At 73.4% G+C, this 15,628-nt stretch carries 13 protein-coding genes; 9 read left to right on the top strand and 4 right to left on the bottom strand.

What is annotated here, in order from left to right:
- The first annotated feature begins 80 nt into the window (after positions 1-80).
- From ADK41_RS32565 to ADK41_RS32550, 4 genes are all read left to right on the top strand, one after another.
- Positions 81-512: a hypothetical protein gene (locus tag ADK41_RS32565; RefSeq protein ID WP_030824021.1), complete on the top strand. Its 432-nt coding sequence runs from the start codon at positions 81-83 to the stop codon at positions 510-512.
- Positions 513-729: 217 nt separating this feature from the next.
- Entirely contained in the window at positions 730-1,326 is a 597-nt protein-coding gene (locus ADK41_RS32560) for a hypothetical protein (protein WP_030824019.1), read from the top strand.
- Between the two features lie 505 nt (positions 1,327-1,831).
- A complete protein-coding gene (locus ADK41_RS32555) occupies positions 1,832-2,503 on the top strand; it encodes a HEAT repeat domain-containing protein (protein WP_030824016.1) in 672 nt (223 codons plus the stop codon).
- 3 nt (positions 2,504-2,506) lie between these two features.
- On the top strand, positions 2,507-3,511 hold the full coding sequence (locus ADK41_RS32550) for a MerR family transcriptional regulator (RefSeq protein ID WP_030824013.1): 1,005 nt from the start codon (positions 2,507-2,509) through the stop codon (positions 3,509-3,511).
- Between the two features lie 88 nt (positions 3,512-3,599).
- On the opposite strand, the gene ADK41_RS32545 is transcribed toward ADK41_RS32550, so the two are convergent.
- Complete coding sequence (locus ADK41_RS32545; RefSeq protein WP_030824010.1) at positions 3,600-4,907, bottom strand: phosphatase PAP2 family protein; 1,308 nt, start codon at positions 4,905-4,907, stop codon at positions 3,600-3,602.
- A gap of 836 nt (positions 4,908-5,743) precedes the next feature.
- Here ADK41_RS32545 and tap point away from each other — a divergent pair.
- The 4 genes from tap to gap all read left to right on the top strand — a co-directional run bounded on the left by tap (position 5,744) and on the right by gap (position 10,732).
- Complete coding sequence (tap, locus tag ADK41_RS32540) at positions 5,744-7,957, top strand: telomere-associated protein Tap (RefSeq protein ID WP_030824005.1); 2,214 nt, start codon at positions 5,744-5,746, stop codon at positions 7,955-7,957.
- 12 nt (positions 7,958-7,969) lie between these two features.
- Positions 7,970-8,527: a telomere-protecting terminal protein Tpg gene (tpg, locus tag ADK41_RS32535; protein ID WP_030824002.1), complete on the top strand. Its 558-nt coding sequence runs from the start codon at positions 7,970-7,972 to the stop codon at positions 8,525-8,527.
- 153 nt (positions 8,528-8,680) lie between these two features.
- Positions 8,681-9,637: a GlxA family transcriptional regulator gene (locus ADK41_RS32530; RefSeq protein WP_030824000.1), complete on the top strand. Its 957-nt coding sequence runs from the start codon at positions 8,681-8,683 to the stop codon at positions 9,635-9,637.
- Positions 9,638-9,733: 96 nt separating this feature from the next.
- Entirely contained in the window at positions 9,734-10,732 is a 999-nt protein-coding gene (gene gap / locus ADK41_RS32525; protein ID WP_030823998.1) for a type I glyceraldehyde-3-phosphate dehydrogenase, read from the top strand.
- A 253-nt stretch (positions 10,733-10,985) separates the two neighbouring features.
- Here the strand turns inward: gap and ADK41_RS32520 are convergent, their stop codons facing one another.
- Complete coding sequence (locus ADK41_RS32520; RefSeq protein WP_030823996.1) at positions 10,986-12,254, bottom strand: helix-turn-helix domain-containing protein; 1,269 nt, start codon at positions 12,252-12,254, stop codon at positions 10,986-10,988.
- Positions 12,255-12,923: 669 nt separating this feature from the next.
- On the opposite strand from ADK41_RS32520, the gene ADK41_RS32515 reads away from it, so the two are divergent.
- On the top strand, positions 12,924-13,598 hold the full coding sequence (locus ADK41_RS32515; RefSeq protein ID WP_030823994.1) for a PAS domain-containing protein: 675 nt from the start codon (positions 12,924-12,926) through the stop codon (positions 13,596-13,598).
- A gap of 96 nt (positions 13,599-13,694) precedes the next feature.
- Here ADK41_RS32515 and ADK41_RS32510 read toward each other — a convergent pair whose 3' ends face one another.
- Together ADK41_RS32510 and ADK41_RS32505 are read right to left on the bottom strand one after the other, a co-directional pair.
- Positions 13,695-14,213 carry an RNA polymerase sigma factor gene (locus tag ADK41_RS32510; protein WP_030823993.1) on the bottom strand — a complete coding sequence of 173 codons (519 nt, stop codon included), beginning with the start codon at positions 14,211-14,213 and terminating at the stop codon, positions 13,695-13,697.
- A 64-nt stretch (positions 14,214-14,277) separates the two neighbouring features.
- On the bottom strand, positions 14,278-15,597 hold the full coding sequence (locus ADK41_RS32505) for a phthiocerol/phthiodiolone dimycocerosyl transferase family protein (protein WP_037803886.1): 1,320 nt from the start codon (positions 15,595-15,597) through the stop codon (positions 14,278-14,280).
- Between the last annotated feature and the right edge of the window lie 31 nt (positions 15,598-15,628).

Genomic DNA, 15,628 nt, shown 5'->3' with positions numbered 1-15,628 from the left:
GGCTCCCGTACCGGGCAGCACCACAGGAGAACTTTGCCGAGTACGGCACGGTACGGACGCATGGGAGCGGAGGAGCATCCGTGGACTGGCTGTTCATCGTGAAACCCGCGGACACCGCCTCGGACGGCGGCTCCTCGAGCAAGGACCGCATGCTGGAACTCGCCGAGACCGCGCCTCGCCGGGAGTGGTGCCTGTCCAGGTGGCGTCGCACGGCCCCCGGCGACCGCCTGTGGATCTACTTCGCCGCGCCGCTGCGGGAGATCGCCGCGGTGGCCGGCATCGAGGGCGAGCCGTACGAGGTGTCCGGCGACCCGCGCCGACCGTGGCGCTTCACGGCGACGCTGGACCCGGCGGCGACCCGTCGGCTGCACCGCGACCCCGTCCCGCTGCACGCCCTGTCCAACAGGCATCCGCAAGGGGTCACCCGGGTGAAGGAGGGCGACCTCGGGCTCCTGCTGGAGCACGCGGGTCTTGGCGGTGGTGATGCCCTCCCCGGCCCCCAGGGTCCATGACGAGCCGGACCGGACCCAGCACGCCGGCGTTTCCCACAGGGCCGTCCCGGCCGCATGGCGCGGCAACTCGACGGCAGCCGCTGGGCCGACCGGCCCGCCCGCCGGGAGTAACCCGTTCGTACCACGTGCGATGGCACCCGGTCCTTCCGCGGGTGAGGGTGGACACGGCCGGTATCCGGCCGCGTCCACCCGTTCACTCCGTGTGAAGGAGTCCCCGATGTCCGAACGCAACACCCTCATGCGGAGCCTGCACGATCTGGGGCTGGCGGCGTGGTTCGGTGGTTCACTGATGGGCGCCGTCGGCCTCAACGGTGCCGCCGAGTCCGAGGGCGGAACACGGACGGCCACCGCCCGGATCGCCTCGTCCGGCTGGGCGAAGTGGACGCCGGTCAACGCCGCGGCCATCGGTGTCCATCTGTTCGGCAGCGGCGGCATGCTGGCCGCGGACGCCCCCCGTATCGCCACCCAGCAGGGCGCGGCCGCCGCCACGCTCGCCAAGACCGTCGTCACCGGTGCGGCACTGGCCGCCACCGCCTACTCCCGCGTCCTCGGCAAGCAGGTGGAGCGGGCCTCCTCGGACGCCCCCGAGGACGTCGAGAAGGCGGCCAAGCACCCCATCGACACCGACAAGGCCCAGCGCCGCCTCGCCTATGCCCAGTGGGCGGTACCGGCGCTGACCGGCTGCCTCGTGGTACTCAGCGCCCTGCACGGCGAACAGCAGCGTCACGCCGGGCATTCTCACGGCATGTGGCAGCGGGTCCGCTCGATGTCCTCCCACATGCCGTCGGCCCCCGACTGGTACTGCACGCGCTGAGCGCGTCCCCTGAGCTCCCGCGGCGCCGGCCTCCACGAGGACCCCGCAGCCGTACCGCTCTCCGGCACCCTCGCGTCACCACGGTCCCCGGCCGGCCCCGCGCAGCCGCTCGACGGCGGTCGCGGGGCCGGTCCGCGCCGCCGCCACCCCGTGGGCGAAGGCGGGAAGCACCCGCGTCAGCGGGAGCGGTCACCCGGCCGCGGCCTGTCCGACGGCCGCGACGAGCGCGGTCGGGACACCCCGAGGAGCCGAGGAGCTGAGGAGCCGATTCCGCCTCCTGGTGGTCCACGAGCGCATGGTCCGGCGGACGATCCGGAACGCCGAGGCGGAGGGCGGCGATCTCGTCGTCACGGGTGCTCGGGCCGCGCGTCATGGTGTGGGCCTGTCGACGCGGCGCCCGGCGGTGTTCCGTCGGCACGCGGCGGGTGACCGGCGACCGCGCAGGGACCCGTTTGACCTTGACACGGTGACAAGGCCTTCACTGCTTGCCGAGGAGGTGGCCGCGATGACCACGACGGGGCAGGACACGGATGCGGTACGCGTGCTCCAGGAGCTGGAGGACGATCGTTCGTCTGTGCGATTGAGGGCTGCTCTGGTGGCCGGTACGACGCCGGCGCCGTGCTTCGTCGACAGACTCGTCGAACGATGCGCGCTCGAGACCGATTTCTTCGTCCGCGATATGTTGACCTGGGCCCTCACCCGCCATCCGGTGTCCATGACGCTCCCCGGGCTGCTTCGCGAAGTCCGCTCGGAGCGTGCGCGGGCACGGAGTCAGGCGCTGCACACGCTGTCCAAGATCGGGGACCGGCGGGCGTGGCCGGCGATCACACGAGAGCTCCTGTCCGACGCCGACGACGAGGTGGCGCGAAGCGCCTGGCGGGCCGCGGTCGTGCTCGTACCGGAAGGCGAGGAGCCCGGGCTGGCCGCGATGCTGACGAGGCAACTCGGGCGCGGTGAGCGGGAGACACGGCTGAGCCTCAGCCGGGCGCTGGTCGCGCTGGGCGATGCCGTTCTGCCGGCCCTGCGTGCCGCCACGACGTCCCCCGACCGGCGCGTGCGCGCGCACGCGCTCGCCACGGAACGACTGCTGCGCGACCCGGACGCCGGATCCGGGTTCGCGATCGAGGAGGCGAAGCGCGTCGTGGCCCTCGGCGGATCCGGTCATGAGGGACGATAGGGCGTGTTGATCGGTGAGGTGGCGCGACGGTCCGGGGTCAGCGCCCGCATGCTCAGGCACTACGAGTCGCTCGGTCTGGTGCGGCCTTCGGGCCGTACGGGCTCCGGCTACCGGGAGTACTCCGGCGAGGACATCCGGCGGATCTTCCATGTCGAGAGCCTGCGATCGCTGGGACTGCCGCTGCGTGAGATCGGACGCGTGCTCGACGAACCCGGCTTCACGCCCTCGGCGCTCGTCGACGACCTCATCCTTCGGACGCGTGAACGCATCGCGGCCGAGAACGAGCTGCTCACGCGGCTCTGCCGGATCGACGCCGCGGAGCCCGCCGACTGGGAGGACGTCCTTCGCAGCGTCGCACTCCTTCAGGCACTCGGGTCGAAGAGCGCCGACGCGCGCCAGCGCGCGGCCCTTTCCTCGGCCGACGAAGTCCCGGCACCGGTGGAGGCCCTGGTCGAGGCGGTGCTGTGCGAGACGGACCCGAACGTCGCGGGAGCCCTTCGATGGGCGCTGGCGCGATCCGGTGACGACGGCACGGTACTGCTGGCGGAAGGCCTGGGCTCACCAGTGGCCGCGGTGCGCGAACGTGCCGTCCGGTCCCTCGCCGAGATGCCCGGTGAGGAGGCCGCCGCCCGGCTGCGGGACGCCCTCGCGCACTCCGACGCCGTGGTCCGGCGGCACGCGGCCCTGGCACTCGGGACACGTGGAGCGGCCGGCGCGGCCCCCACGCTCATCGACATGGTCGTGGAGGGGAGGAACGACACCGACGCGGCCGATGCGCTGAGCACGCTGGCGAGCGACCCCGCGACGGCGGACCGGATCGCCACCGGGCTCGTCGACCGCCTCACCGACGACAGCACCGAAGCGCCCGCACGCCTGCGGCTGACCCAGGCGCTGGCGGACATCCCGGGAGCCACGGCGTCACGTGCCCTCCTGCGGCTGTCGTGCGAGGGGGATCGTGCCGTCGCGCTGACCGCGACGTACCTTCTCCGGTTGCGCGGCGCACGATGACGGATCCCCTCGGAGGAGATCCGCACGTGCCCCGCACCGGCGCTCCTCGTCGGAGCGCCGGTGGACCGACGGGACCGTGCGGCACGCCTCAGATCGGTTCGGGTTGCGGTTCCGGCTGCCGCGCCGGTGCGGTCCTCGGCTCCCACGACGCGGTGGTCCGTACGTAGCCGTGGATCACCGAGGCCGTCGCCAGCACGAGCAGCGGCCCGGCCAGCCAGGGACGCTCGGCCATCGCCAGCGGCAGGAACCGGTAGGACAGCAGAAACGCGGTGAAGACCGTCGCGCCGTAGGCGACCAGCAGGATCCCCGATCGGTCCCAGCCCCGGTCGAACGAGCGCAGGGCCGCCTCGATCGTGAGCGTGAACACCACGCCGGCGATGAGGTCCGCGCCGTAGTGGTAGCCGAATCCCAGCGTCGCGGCGAGCGTGGCGAGCAGCCAGAACGTTCCCGCGAACCGCAGGACGCGGGGGCCCTTCCGGGAGTGGATGAAGATCGCGGTGGCCCACGCCGTGTGCAGGCTGGGCATGCAGTTCCGCGGGGTGATCCCGTCGAACGGCATGGGGTGCGGGGTACCGGTCGGCGGCAGGGTCCGCGGCCACAGGTCGGCCACGGCCCAGGGCTCGCTGGGCGGCATGTCCGGCGCCCACAGGCTGACGGCCGACCAGTGCTCGGCGCCCGTTCCGTAGGCGAAGATCGGTCCGACCACCGGGAAGATCATGTAGAAGGCCGGTCCGACGAGGCCGATCACCAGGAACGTGCGTACCAGGTGGTGGCGCGGGAAGCGTCGTTCGACCGCCACGTGACGCAGTTGGTACAGCGCGGCGACGACCGCGGCCACCGCGAGGTTGCCGTAGACGAAGTCGAGGAAGTTGAAGCCGACGGGACCGGTGGCCGTCACGATCCGGCCCACCAGCCACGACGGGTCGCCCAGCGCGTGATCGGCGGTGGCCACGTACTGGTCGAGCACCGTCGAGCGGGTCTTCGAGGTGATGAGCAGCCAGGTGTCACCGGTCTTGCGGCCGGCCACCAGCAGCAGGGCCAGCCCGACGCCTTTCAGGAGCAGGACCCGTTCCCGGCCGGTGCGGCGGGTGACGGCGACGACCGCACTGCCCAGGATCACCCAGAGGGCGCCGTTGCCGAAGGGGTGGCCGCCGGCCGTCCCGGCGTCGACCGCCCACCGGACCACCAGGAAGGCGACGTCGACACCGATCGCCGTACCCACCGCGACGAACCGTTCCCGCCATGTGAGCACCACCATCATCAACGCCATGGCGGCGTACAGCAGGCCGCCCGACTTGGGGGCGTACACGACCTCCCGCACCTGGTTGGTGAGCGGCCCCGGCAGGCCGTAGTGACGCGCGGCGAACTCCAGCGCGACGAGGAACCCGAGGGTCACGGCACCCGCCGCGGTCCAGAGGGCCGTCCGCGGTCGGCGCCCCGCGAAGAACGCGGTTCTCCGGTTCGTTCGCGAAAGGTTCTGCGGTGGTATGTGTATCACTTTTGGCTGCTTCGCTAGATGTCGGTCATGTCAGGGCGGGTTTTGCTCGTCGCCTTCCGGCCGGAGTCGCTCTCCCCCGCGCACGGGGCGGTCCGTCGGGGCAAGACGGAAAGAACGCGGCCCGGGTTCCGGCGGGTTCGCCGGCGCCCCGCGCGTCGTCCCGGTGGTCCCGCCCACGGCTCCGGTGGCGCCGGGGAGTTCGCTCGACGGAGATACGGGAACCGGCCGGGGACACCGGCCTCGTGCCGCCCGCTGCCGGGGCGGGCCCGGTCGAGGTGCACGCGGGTGTGACGCGACGACCACTTCGTCAGCGTTCCCACCGCGTCCCCCAAAACCCCGAGGGACCTCGCGCCCTCTCGATCCGCCTCTGCGTACCACCCGTGGCATGCCGCCCGTGCCCCCGGGTGTGCCCCGGAACGGTCGGTCGCAGTCGGCGGCGGTACCCCCTAGGCCCCCACCAAAGCCGAGGGAAGCACAGCGAATCCGAGCAGGTCAATAGCCATGCGGGTACATGGGAACCGCCACTTCCCGGGCCACCGCCGTCCCGTGGGGTGCCCCGCTCGGCCGGCGCGTGGGGCGGGACGGCCCCTCGGACGCGCGGCTCGTCGAGCCGAGTGGCCGGGGGCGGCCGAGGAGCCGAGCGAGAGCGAATTACGCATTCCGTACGCTGTTCGTACGGTGAACGCACGCCAGTTGTACGGTAGGGCGATAGGGTGTCGGACGGGAGGTGTTCCATGTCCGAGTTGTTCGACGCGGTCGACGCGCTGGTCGCGTCCCGTGCTCCGCTGCCGCCGGCGGAGGAGCGCAAGCGGCTGCGTCAGGCCCACGGGCTGACACTGGACGAGGTGGCCGGCGCGTTGAAGGTGCGCCGGGCGACGGTGTCCGGCTGGGAATCGGTCAAGAAGCCGACCGAGCCGCGCGGCCCGGAGCGCGAGGCGTACGCACGGCTGCTGGACAAGCTCGCGGAGCTCTACCCCGCGCCCGTCGCCGCCCCCGCGGCGGCGCCGGACATGCCCACCGACGAGCCCGCTCCGGCGGAACGGACCCCGTCCACGGGGCAGGCGCCCGAGGGCACGGCCGTGACCGCGCACGAGGACACCCGGGCCCCTGTCACCGCCGCCGCACCGGATCCGGCGAGCACCGCCGGAAACACGTCGACGTCACATCGGCCGCACGCGCGGAGGGCGGCGCCGGCCGGCGCCCCGGCGGACGGCGCCGATCCGCGGTTCGAGAACGGGCCGCTGGCGGTCGTCGACGTCGACACGGACGGGCAGGTCCTGGCGTACTGCACCGGCGGTCTGGTCCTGGAGGTGCCCGCCAAGTCCCTGCCGTCCCTGGTGGAGTGGACGCTGAAGGAGGCGAGGCTCGGGCAGCCGAGGCTGTCCGGCCCGGGCAAGGACGCCGACCCGCTGCTCGTCCTCACCGAGGCCGCGCTCAGGCGCTACGGCCTCCCCGTGGCCCTCACCGAGGAGGAGCGGCTCGCCGGACGCATCCCGGAGGGCCACAAGGTCGTCAAGCAGCTGGTCCGCGCCGACTGGAAGCTGACCAAGCGCGGCTTCGGCCCGTGGGCGAGGATCTACCGCCCCGCGCAGGGCTCCGAGCGGGCCTGCGTGCAGCTGTGCATCCCGTCGTGGCACGCGCTGGACGCCCGGCACTGGGGCGGGGCCGGGCAGCTCCCGCCGGCGGAGCTCGCCCGCGTGCTGGGCGTGTACGCGTCCCGGGTGATGACGCCGCGCGGCTCCACCGCCGTCACCGGCCTGGAGCTGATGACCGCCCTGCACCCGCCGACCCGCGCCTCCGGGCCGGACCCGGCCGGGAAGCGGCACTCCGAGCACAACCCCGGCAGCCTCGGCAAGGACCCGGTCGACCCGGCGCCGTGCGAGGCCCCCGACGGGCACCCGCTCCTGGCGGACCTGCCCCGCTTCCACGTCCGCGGTCCGGCGGAGAAGCTGTTCGAGGAGGCGTACGACTGGGCGCGGCCGATGACCGACGCCGAATGCATGCGCCGCCATCTGGTCGGCATCGACGTGAACATGGCCTTCGCCGCCGGGGCCAACGGCCTGGTCGTCGGCCTCGGCGCACCGACCCACGTCAAGGCTCCGGCATTCGACCCGAAGCTGCCCGGCTCCTGGCTGGTCGACCTCTCCCACGTCGACCTGTCGAGAGTGAAGGCCGGCAAGGAGTGGGTGGAGCTGGACGGCGACCTGCTGCCCAGCCCGTTCACCCCGAAGGGCGAGCGACCAAAGGGCCCGGCCTGGTACGCCACCCCCACCGTCGCCTACGCGGTCGAACTCGGCTACGACGTCCGCCCGATCGAGGCCTACGTCCGCTACGACAACGGGCGCTACCTGGACGGCTGGTACCAGCGGCTGCGGGACGCCTACCTGGCCACGATGGCCGACCTCGGCGTGCACGCGGACCTGACGCCCGCCGACTTCCTGACGGCGATGGACGGCCACAGGGAACGCGATCCGGAGCTGGCCGTCGTCGTCTCGGCGATCAAGGCGACGGTCAAGGGCGGCCTGGGCAAGCTGCGCGAACGCCCGCGCGGCGAGGGCTGGCGGCCGGGCCGGCCGTGGCGCGCCCTGGCCCGCCCGACCTGGCGGCCGGACATCCGCGCGGCCGTCATCTCCCGCACCCGGATCAACCTGCACCGCAAGATCGTCAAGCACGCGGCGTTCACCGGCCAGTACCCGGTCGCGGTCCTGTCCGACTGCGTCGTCTACGCCACCGACGGCACCGGCCCGCTGGACTTCCTGCCCTACCGCGACGGCAGACCGCTGCCCGGCGGCTTCAAGCTCGGTGTCAACCCCGGTCTGGTCAAGCACGAGGGCACCCAGACCGTCCTGTGGGGCGAGGAGGTCCGCGACCGGTTCGACGCGCCGGAGCTCAACCTCGCCCGGTACATCAAGGACGGCGCCGTCACCGGCATCGACAACGGAGAGTAGGAGAAGGCGACGATGAGCCTGTTCGGGGAGGGCCTGGACGCCGCGGTGCAGAAGGCGTTCACCCGCCCGGCGCCCAAGAGCGCGCCCGCGCAGATGCGGTACCTGGTCAGACAGCTCAAGGGCACCAAAGCGGTCGCCCGGACGCTGCGGATCTCCCAGCGCACCGTCGAGCGGTACGTGAAGGACCAGATCAAAAAGCCCCGCCCGGACCTCGCCGCGCGCCTGGAGCGCGAGGTGAGGAAACGGTGGCAGCCGCAGATCCGGGCCAGGGCCCGGCAGAAGGCGGCCACCACCGGCGGCATCGTCCTCGACACCCGCGCCCGCCTCGGCTACACCGCGCCGATCGGGTCGACGGACCAGGACCGCGTCCGGCACCTGACCGTCGCCCTGCCCCCGCAGTACGCCGCCCGTCTCTTCGACGCCCAGCAGGCCGGCGCCGGCGACCAGCGGCTCAAGGAGATCGCCGCCGAAGCGCTCAAGGAGGTGTACTTCCAGGACGGCGGCCGCCGCGCCGGCCAGCTGGAGGAGGTCCGCTTCACCGACATCGAGCACCTGGAGTTCGACCTGTAGCGGCCGCATCCCGAACGGCTCCGGGCCGAAGCGCGACGGCCGTGCGGCGGATCACGGCGGACCACGCCTCCGAGGAGGAGGCGGGCCGCCGGCCGGGCACGCCCGGCACGGCGCCGGGATGATCGACGTCACGCCCCCCGTAGCCTCTTCCCCATGCCCGCCTCCCGCCTGCACCGCGTCGCCGTCCTCGTGCTCGAAGGCGCGAAGCCGCTCGACGTCGGAATCCCCGCACAGGTCTTCACGACCCGCGCGAGCATGCCGTACGAGGTACGGGTGTGCGGGGCGACACCCGGTCCCGTGACCGGCGGCGACGGCCTCGCGTACCACGTCGCCCACGGCCTCGACGCACTCGCGTGGGCCGACATCGTCTTCGTCCCCGGCTACCGTTTCCCGGACCGCGACGATCCGCCGCGGGCCGTCGTCGACGCGCTGATCGCCGCCCACGCCCGGGGCGCGCGGCTCGCCGCCATCTCGACGGGCGCCTTCGCGCTCGCCGCCACGGGCCTGCTCGACGGCAGACGCGCCACGACGCACTGGCACTACACGCGGGCGCTCGCGGCCGGGCACCCGCTCGTCCGGGTCGACGAGAACGTGCTGTTCGTCGACGAGGGCAGCGTGCTCACCTCGGCCGGCGCCGCCTCCGGCATCGACCTGTGCCTGCACATCCTGCGCGGCGACCTCGGGGTGGCCGCGTCCAACCACGCGGCCCGCCGCCTGGTCGCGGCCCCCTACCGCAGCGGCGGCCAGGCCCAGTACGTGCCGCGCAGCGTCCCCGAGCCGCTCGGCGAGCGCTTCGGCGCCACCCGCGAGTGGGCGCTGCACCGGCTCGGCGAGCCCCTCACCCTCGACACGCTGGCACGGCGGGCCGGGGTCTCGCCGCGCACGTTCTCCCGACGCTTCGTCGAGGAGACCGGCTACACGCCGATGCAGTGGGTGATGCGCGCCCGCATCGACCTGGCCCGCGAACTGCTCGAGCGGTCGCAGCGCAGCGTCGAACAGATCGCCGCCGACGTCGGCCTCGGCACCGGCGCGAACCTGCGCCTGCACTTCCAGCGCGTCCTCGGCACCACACCGAGCGAGTACCGGCGCACCTTCACCCGCGGTGAGTAGCACCGTGGCACGATCCTTTCGAACGATGGCGATCGCGCCACTGTCCGCGGTGCGAGCCGCGGGCGAGCCTGGTGGCGAAGGGAAGGGACACCACTCATGACTCGCATCGCCATCAACGGATTCGGCCGCATCGGACGCAATGTGCTGCGCGCACTGCTCGAACGCGACAGCGTCCTCGAGATCGTCGCCGTCAACGACCTGACGGAGCCGGCCACGCTCGCCCGGCTGCTGGCCTACGACAGCACGGCCGGCCGGCTCGGGCGTCCGGTGACCGTCGACGGGAACGCGCTCGTCGTCGACGGCCGCCGGATCACGGTGCTGGCCGAGCGTGAACCGTCGCAGCTGCCGTGGGCCGACCTCGGGGTCGACATCGTCCTGGAGGCCACCGGCCGCTTCACCTCGGCCGAGGCCGCCCGCGCCCACCTCGACGCGGGCGCGCAGAAGGTGCTCGTCAGCGCGCCGTCGGACGGCGCCGACGTCACGCTCGCGTTCGGGGTCAACACCGACGCCTACGACCCGGCCGTGCACACGATCGTCTCGAACGCCTCCTGCACCACCAACGCGCTCGCGCCGCTGGCCGCGGTCCTCGACGAACTCGCCGGCATCGAGCACGGGTTCATGACGACGGTGCACGCCTACACGCAGGAGCAGAACCTGCAGGACGGTCCGCACCGCGACGCCCGGCGCGCCCGGGCCGCCGGCGTCAACATCGTGCCGACCACGACCGGCGCCGCCAAGGCGATCGGCCTGGTGCTGCCGAACCTCGACGGCAAGCTGTCGGGCGACTCGATCCGCGTACCGGTGCCGGTGGGCTCGATCGTCGAACTCAACACGACCGTCGCCCGCGACGTGACGCGCGACGACGTGCTGGCGGCGTACCGCGCCGCGGCGCAGGGGCCGCTCGCCGGAGTCCTCGAGTACTCGGACGACCCGCTCGTGTCGTCCGACATCACCGGCAATCCCGCCTCGTCGATCTTCGACTCGGCCCTCACCCGCGTCGACGGCCGCCACGTCAAGGTGGTCGCGTGGTACGACAACGAGTGGGGTTTCTCGAACCGTGTGATCGACACGCTCGAGCTCCTCGCCACCCGCTGACCGGAGGCCGGGGCGGCGCCCCTCCTCCGGCGACCGCTCCGCCCGGCACTCGCCTCGCGTCCCCGGGCCGGCCGGCCGGGGCGAACGGAGAGCGCGAGGGACCGGGCGGAGCCGTTCTTCCGCGTCACCGGCCCGCACCCGGCCGAAGCGGACCGCCGTCGGCGCCCCGCTCGCCCCGGCCCGTCACGGACAGCCCGGCCGCACCTCGCGCACACGGTTTCGCGCACCGGGGCGCCGGGCGTGCGCGGGCCGTTCAGCGGCCGAAGTCGCCCCCCGCCGGTGTCTTTGCCCGCGCCCCGAGGGAGCGGACGTCGGCCAGAGTGGTGGCCAGGGCCTGCCAGACATGGGCCGCCAGATCGAGGTTCCGGGACTCCGTCGCCTGCCGTCCGAGCCGTTGCAGGACGGCGATGCCCTCGTCGACGCGGCCCCCCAGGATCATCAGCCGGCCGTCGAGGACCGACAGCCGCACCCGGTCACGGTAGGAGAGACGCAGGTCCTCCCCGGCGAGCAGCGCCTGACCGAGGGCCCGGGCGTCGTCCAGCCGGCCCTGGTGGAAGGCGAGATGGGCCTGGAGCGCCCGCAACTCCTGGAGCTGCAGAGGGGTTCCGATCAGGCTGAGGACGGAGGCGGCCTCGTCCAGCCAGCGTTCGGCGGCGGCCACCCGGGGCGGTGACATCTGCAGCGCGGCGGCGGTGGCGGCGGCTCGCAGCCGGGTCCACAGGGCCAGGTCGTCCTTGCCCTCCAGCAGGCCCAGGGCCGTGTCCAGCCTGGCCCGGGCGGTCGCGTCGTCGCCCTGACGGTTGCTGACCACGGCGGCCGTCCACAACGCTTCGGCCGCCTGGACGGCCGTGGCCCGGGGCAGCAGGTCCCGCTCCAGTTCGGCGACGTGCCGGCCGGCCGTCTCCAGGTTGCCGAGTTCCGTCTCGATGCTGATCAGCGCCATCAGGGCGGCCAGTGTGTCGGACACGCACAGCTCCGCGGCGCGGGCGACGGACAGGGCCTCCACGGCCGCCGGTTCGGCCGTGCGCATGTCGCCCAGGGCGCGTGTGCAGCGGGCGTACCGGACGCGCGACCGGGCCCGGAGCTCCGGAGCCTCCAACTGGTCGCTCAGGTCGATGAGTTCCAGCAGTCGTGTGCGCTCCAGCTCGTAGTCGCCGTCGCGGCCGGCGGCGCGGCTCAGCAGCCACAGGGCCTGCCAGCGGGCGGCGGGGTCCTCGCCCGCGTCCTCCTCGACCGCGCGGCTGAGAGCCGCCGTGTCGTCCGTGCCGGGCGGCGCCGAGGTCACGGCGGCCAGCACCCCGGTCAGGGACCTGCCGTCCGACGGGCCGGTCAGGGCGGAGGCGTCGACGCCGAGCCGGTGGGCGAGGTAGGACACGGCGCGTTCGGTGGGAGGCCGTTCACCGGACTCCAGGCGTGACAGGTATCCCGTCGACATGCCGTCGCCGACGAGGCCGGCCTGGCTCAGGCCCCGTGCCAGCCGGAGTCTCTTCAACCGGCGGCCGAAAAGCGGCTGTTCGAGCATCTCTCCCCTCTGGTTCCGTGGCGCGATCGGCAGGGTGTCCGCGGTCCCCGCCTGCCCGGTCGGGCACGCGGGTCGTCCACACTCTATGAAGCGCGGCAAGGGGCGACAAGCCGTTAAGCGCAGGTCAACCGGCCATCGCCGAGGTGGCTTGCGGCTCCACGAGGAGTGTGTGGATCGGGCTTCGCGCTGCCCGGGAACGGCCCGACCGCAGGGGATGTGACAGGCCGTCGAGGCCGCTTGGCAAACCCTTGCCACAAGGGTTGCCGACCCTTAATCTCGAAGGTGCCCCCTTGATGCGATCCCGTCTTCGTCATGTGGAGGTTTTCGTGCTGCGCAGCTTTCGACCGGGCCCCTCGCGAAGGCCGGGAGCAGGGCCCGACGGCTTCCTCCCGGCGGCAGGCGCCGAGATCGAATGGCCATGACAACGTTATCCGCGTCGGTCGGACGCCGGCCGCCCCGGCGCCGCCCGCTCCGCTCACCCTGACCCACCCGGGAGTCCGGCGCCCGCCGCCGGCCGACCCGGGACGACGCGGACACCCGGCCCGGCCACCGACGAGGTGGCGTGCCGTCACCGGACGCTCGTCGACACCCCGGCACAGCGCTTCGGTGCGCTCCGCGTCCGCTCACCCTTCCCAGCCCCCCACGCGCAGGAAGAAGGACGGTACGTCCGTGGCGACCACGAGTTTCCCCGACGCCTCGCCCCGCGAGAAGAAGAGAGCCACCGCTCCGCCCGCTCCCGCCCGCCGCGACCCGGCCGGAAGCGCCGCGCCGGCGGGTGTCTGCACGGCCCACGTGTCCCCCGGGGACCTGGTCGTCACGGCCGCGGAACCCGAATTCGCCCGCCAATTCGGTCTGAGCGCCGACGAGATATGCGGGTACGGCTTTCTCGACCTCCTCCGTTCACCCGTTCCCGCACGGTTGCGGGAACAGTTCGCCGCGCTTTCCTCAGGACGCCGTCGGCGATTCGAGGAAAGAGTGACGGGCCGGGACGGAACCGGCCGGAATTTCCCGGCGGAAGTCACCGCAGTCGCGGTCAGGAAACCTTCGGGCGCGACCGTCGGCGTCGTCGTTTTCCTGCGCCGGGCCGAAGAGGCGGTTTCCGGCGGGCCCGTGCTCAGTGCCCTCGACGCGCAGGTCCTGGAAGGCGTGGCGAGCGGCGCGTCCACGGTGCAGCTGGCCTCCCGTCTCTATCTGAGCCGTCAGGGGATCGAGTACCGCGTCGGGCGGATGCTGCGGCGCTTCGAGGCGCCCAACCGACCCGCCCTGGTGGCGCGGGCGCACGCGCTCGGGATGTTCGCCGCGGGCCAGTGGCCCCCGCGCGTCCTCCCGGAACGCGTGCGGTAGCGCGCGGCGGGGCCCGCCGGGCCCCGGGCGGCGGCCGTGACGGTGACGCACCGCCACGGCCGCCTTCGTACGGGTCCGGCCCCGAGGCGCCGGCCCTCACGCCGCCGAGGGCTGCCACGCCTCCTGGAACCGGCGGCGGGCACGGAAGAGACGGGAGCGGACGGTGCCCACGGGCAGGGCGAGCACCTCGGCCATCTCCTCCTCGTTGAGCCCGTAGGCACGCAGAGTGAGGACCTGCCGGTGCGCCTGGGACAGCCGCTCCAGCACGTCGCTGATGTGCACCGCGTCCAGCGGGTTCGCCTCCTGCCGCGACTCCACCTGTGAACAGCAGCGTTCCTCGCCGTAGCGCTTGGCGGTGCGGAGGGCCTCGCGGACCGTCACCGAGCGCACCCAGCCGTAGAACGCCGCCGGTTCGCGCAGGGAACCCAGGCCGCGGTAGACGGCGAGCAGCGCCTCCTGCGTGGCGTCGGCGCCGTCGTCGTGGGTGATGGACCGGCAGATGCGCGCGACGTAGGGCGTGATGCCGGTGAGCAGGTGGTTCATCGCGTGCTCGTCGCCCGCCTGGGCTCGGGGGAGCAGCGTCAGGGGAGAGGGGAGTTCGCTGACGGTGGTCATGTCGGGCAGGGACTCCTCGCGGCAGCCGGGCGGACGGGGGTCGGGACGGACGGAGGGGCCGTGCTCAGCCCGTGGCGGCGCGGGCGTGCCCGGGTTCCGCCGCGGTCGCGAAGCGGAGGAGCCCGGCGCGCACGTCGTCGCGGAACGCCCGCATGAAGGACGGGCTGTAACAGGCGGTGGAGTGCGGGAACTCGATGGAGAGCCGGCCCTCGAAGGAGACGACGCACGCCATGACGGGGCTGCGTCCCGCCTGGGGGAAGTACTGCTCGCGGGCCGGCACCAGACGCACGTCGACCGCCCGCAGCCCGTCCGGCAGCCGCGGGCCGGGGACGACGCCCATGTTGGTGGCGATCACCGTGGCCAGTTGCAGAGCGGGGGTGCGGGGGATCTCCGGCGTGATGCGCATCTCGTGGAAGTGGTCGCCGCGGGAGATGAAGTCGCTCAGGCGGGCGTGCACGGCACGCGCCAGTTCCAGCGGCTCGGAGGACTCGGACACGCCCAGGGCCTGCAGGTGGGTGGTGACCGCGGGCACCGGGGCGGAGGCGGGCAGCGGCGGGGAGAGCCGGGAGCGCAGGTCGACGGGGGAGAGGCAGCCGAGGGTGCGGGATCCGTCGCCGTCCAGGCGTCGCCGGGCCGTGACCAGCAGCGTCGCGGCGATCAGGGCGTGCACGGAGACGCCCGAGCCGCGCGCCGTCCGGCGCAGCCGCGAGGTGAGGTCCGGATCCAGGGTCAGTCTGCGGACCTCGATGTGCCCGTCCGGGCCGGCCTCGTGGCCGGTGGCGGACGGGCGCCGCACGTCGTAGGGCACCAGTTCGACCGGGTGCCGCCGTGTCTCCTCGAGGCGGCCGTCGAGGTACTTCGCCGTGTCGGCGTCGTCGGCCGGAGGCAGCAGCCGGCTGACGGGCTCGGGCAGGCGCGGGAGGCCGGGACCGGCGCCCTCGGCGGTGGACTCGCCGTCGACCAGGGCCCGGTAGCGGTCCCACAGCGCGTTGTGCAGTGCGATGCTGCTGTGGCCGTCGATGACGGTGTGGTCCACCACCAGCACGAACAGGTGGCTCTCGCCGTCCGGCGCGCTGACCAGGACGGCGCGGCTGAGCGGGCCGCCGACCGGGAGGGGCCTGTTCAGCTCCGCCGCGTAGGCCTCCTCCTCGGCGCCGGTGCGGGTGACCAGCCGGGGCCGCTCGGCCTCACCGAGAACGCGCAGCACGTGGCCCGCACCGTCCTGTTCGATGCGGGACCGCAGCGGCGGGTTCGCCTCCGTCATGGCGTCGAACGCGGCCGACAGCGCCGCGACGTCCACGGGCCCGCGCAAGGAGCAGGACAGAACGGCCCTGCTCCTCTGGCCCACATAGAGCGTCTCGACCGGACACAGCGCACGATGCATGCCGTCAGCCTTCTTTCCCTCGTTCATTCCG

Origin of the sequence: Streptomyces caelestis (assembly GCF_001279005.1) — a bacterium.
Taxonomy (GTDB): Bacteria; Actinomycetota; Actinomycetes; order Streptomycetales; family Streptomycetaceae; genus Streptomyces; species Streptomyces heliomycini.
This window is presented reverse-complemented; position numbering and strand designations above follow the sequence as displayed.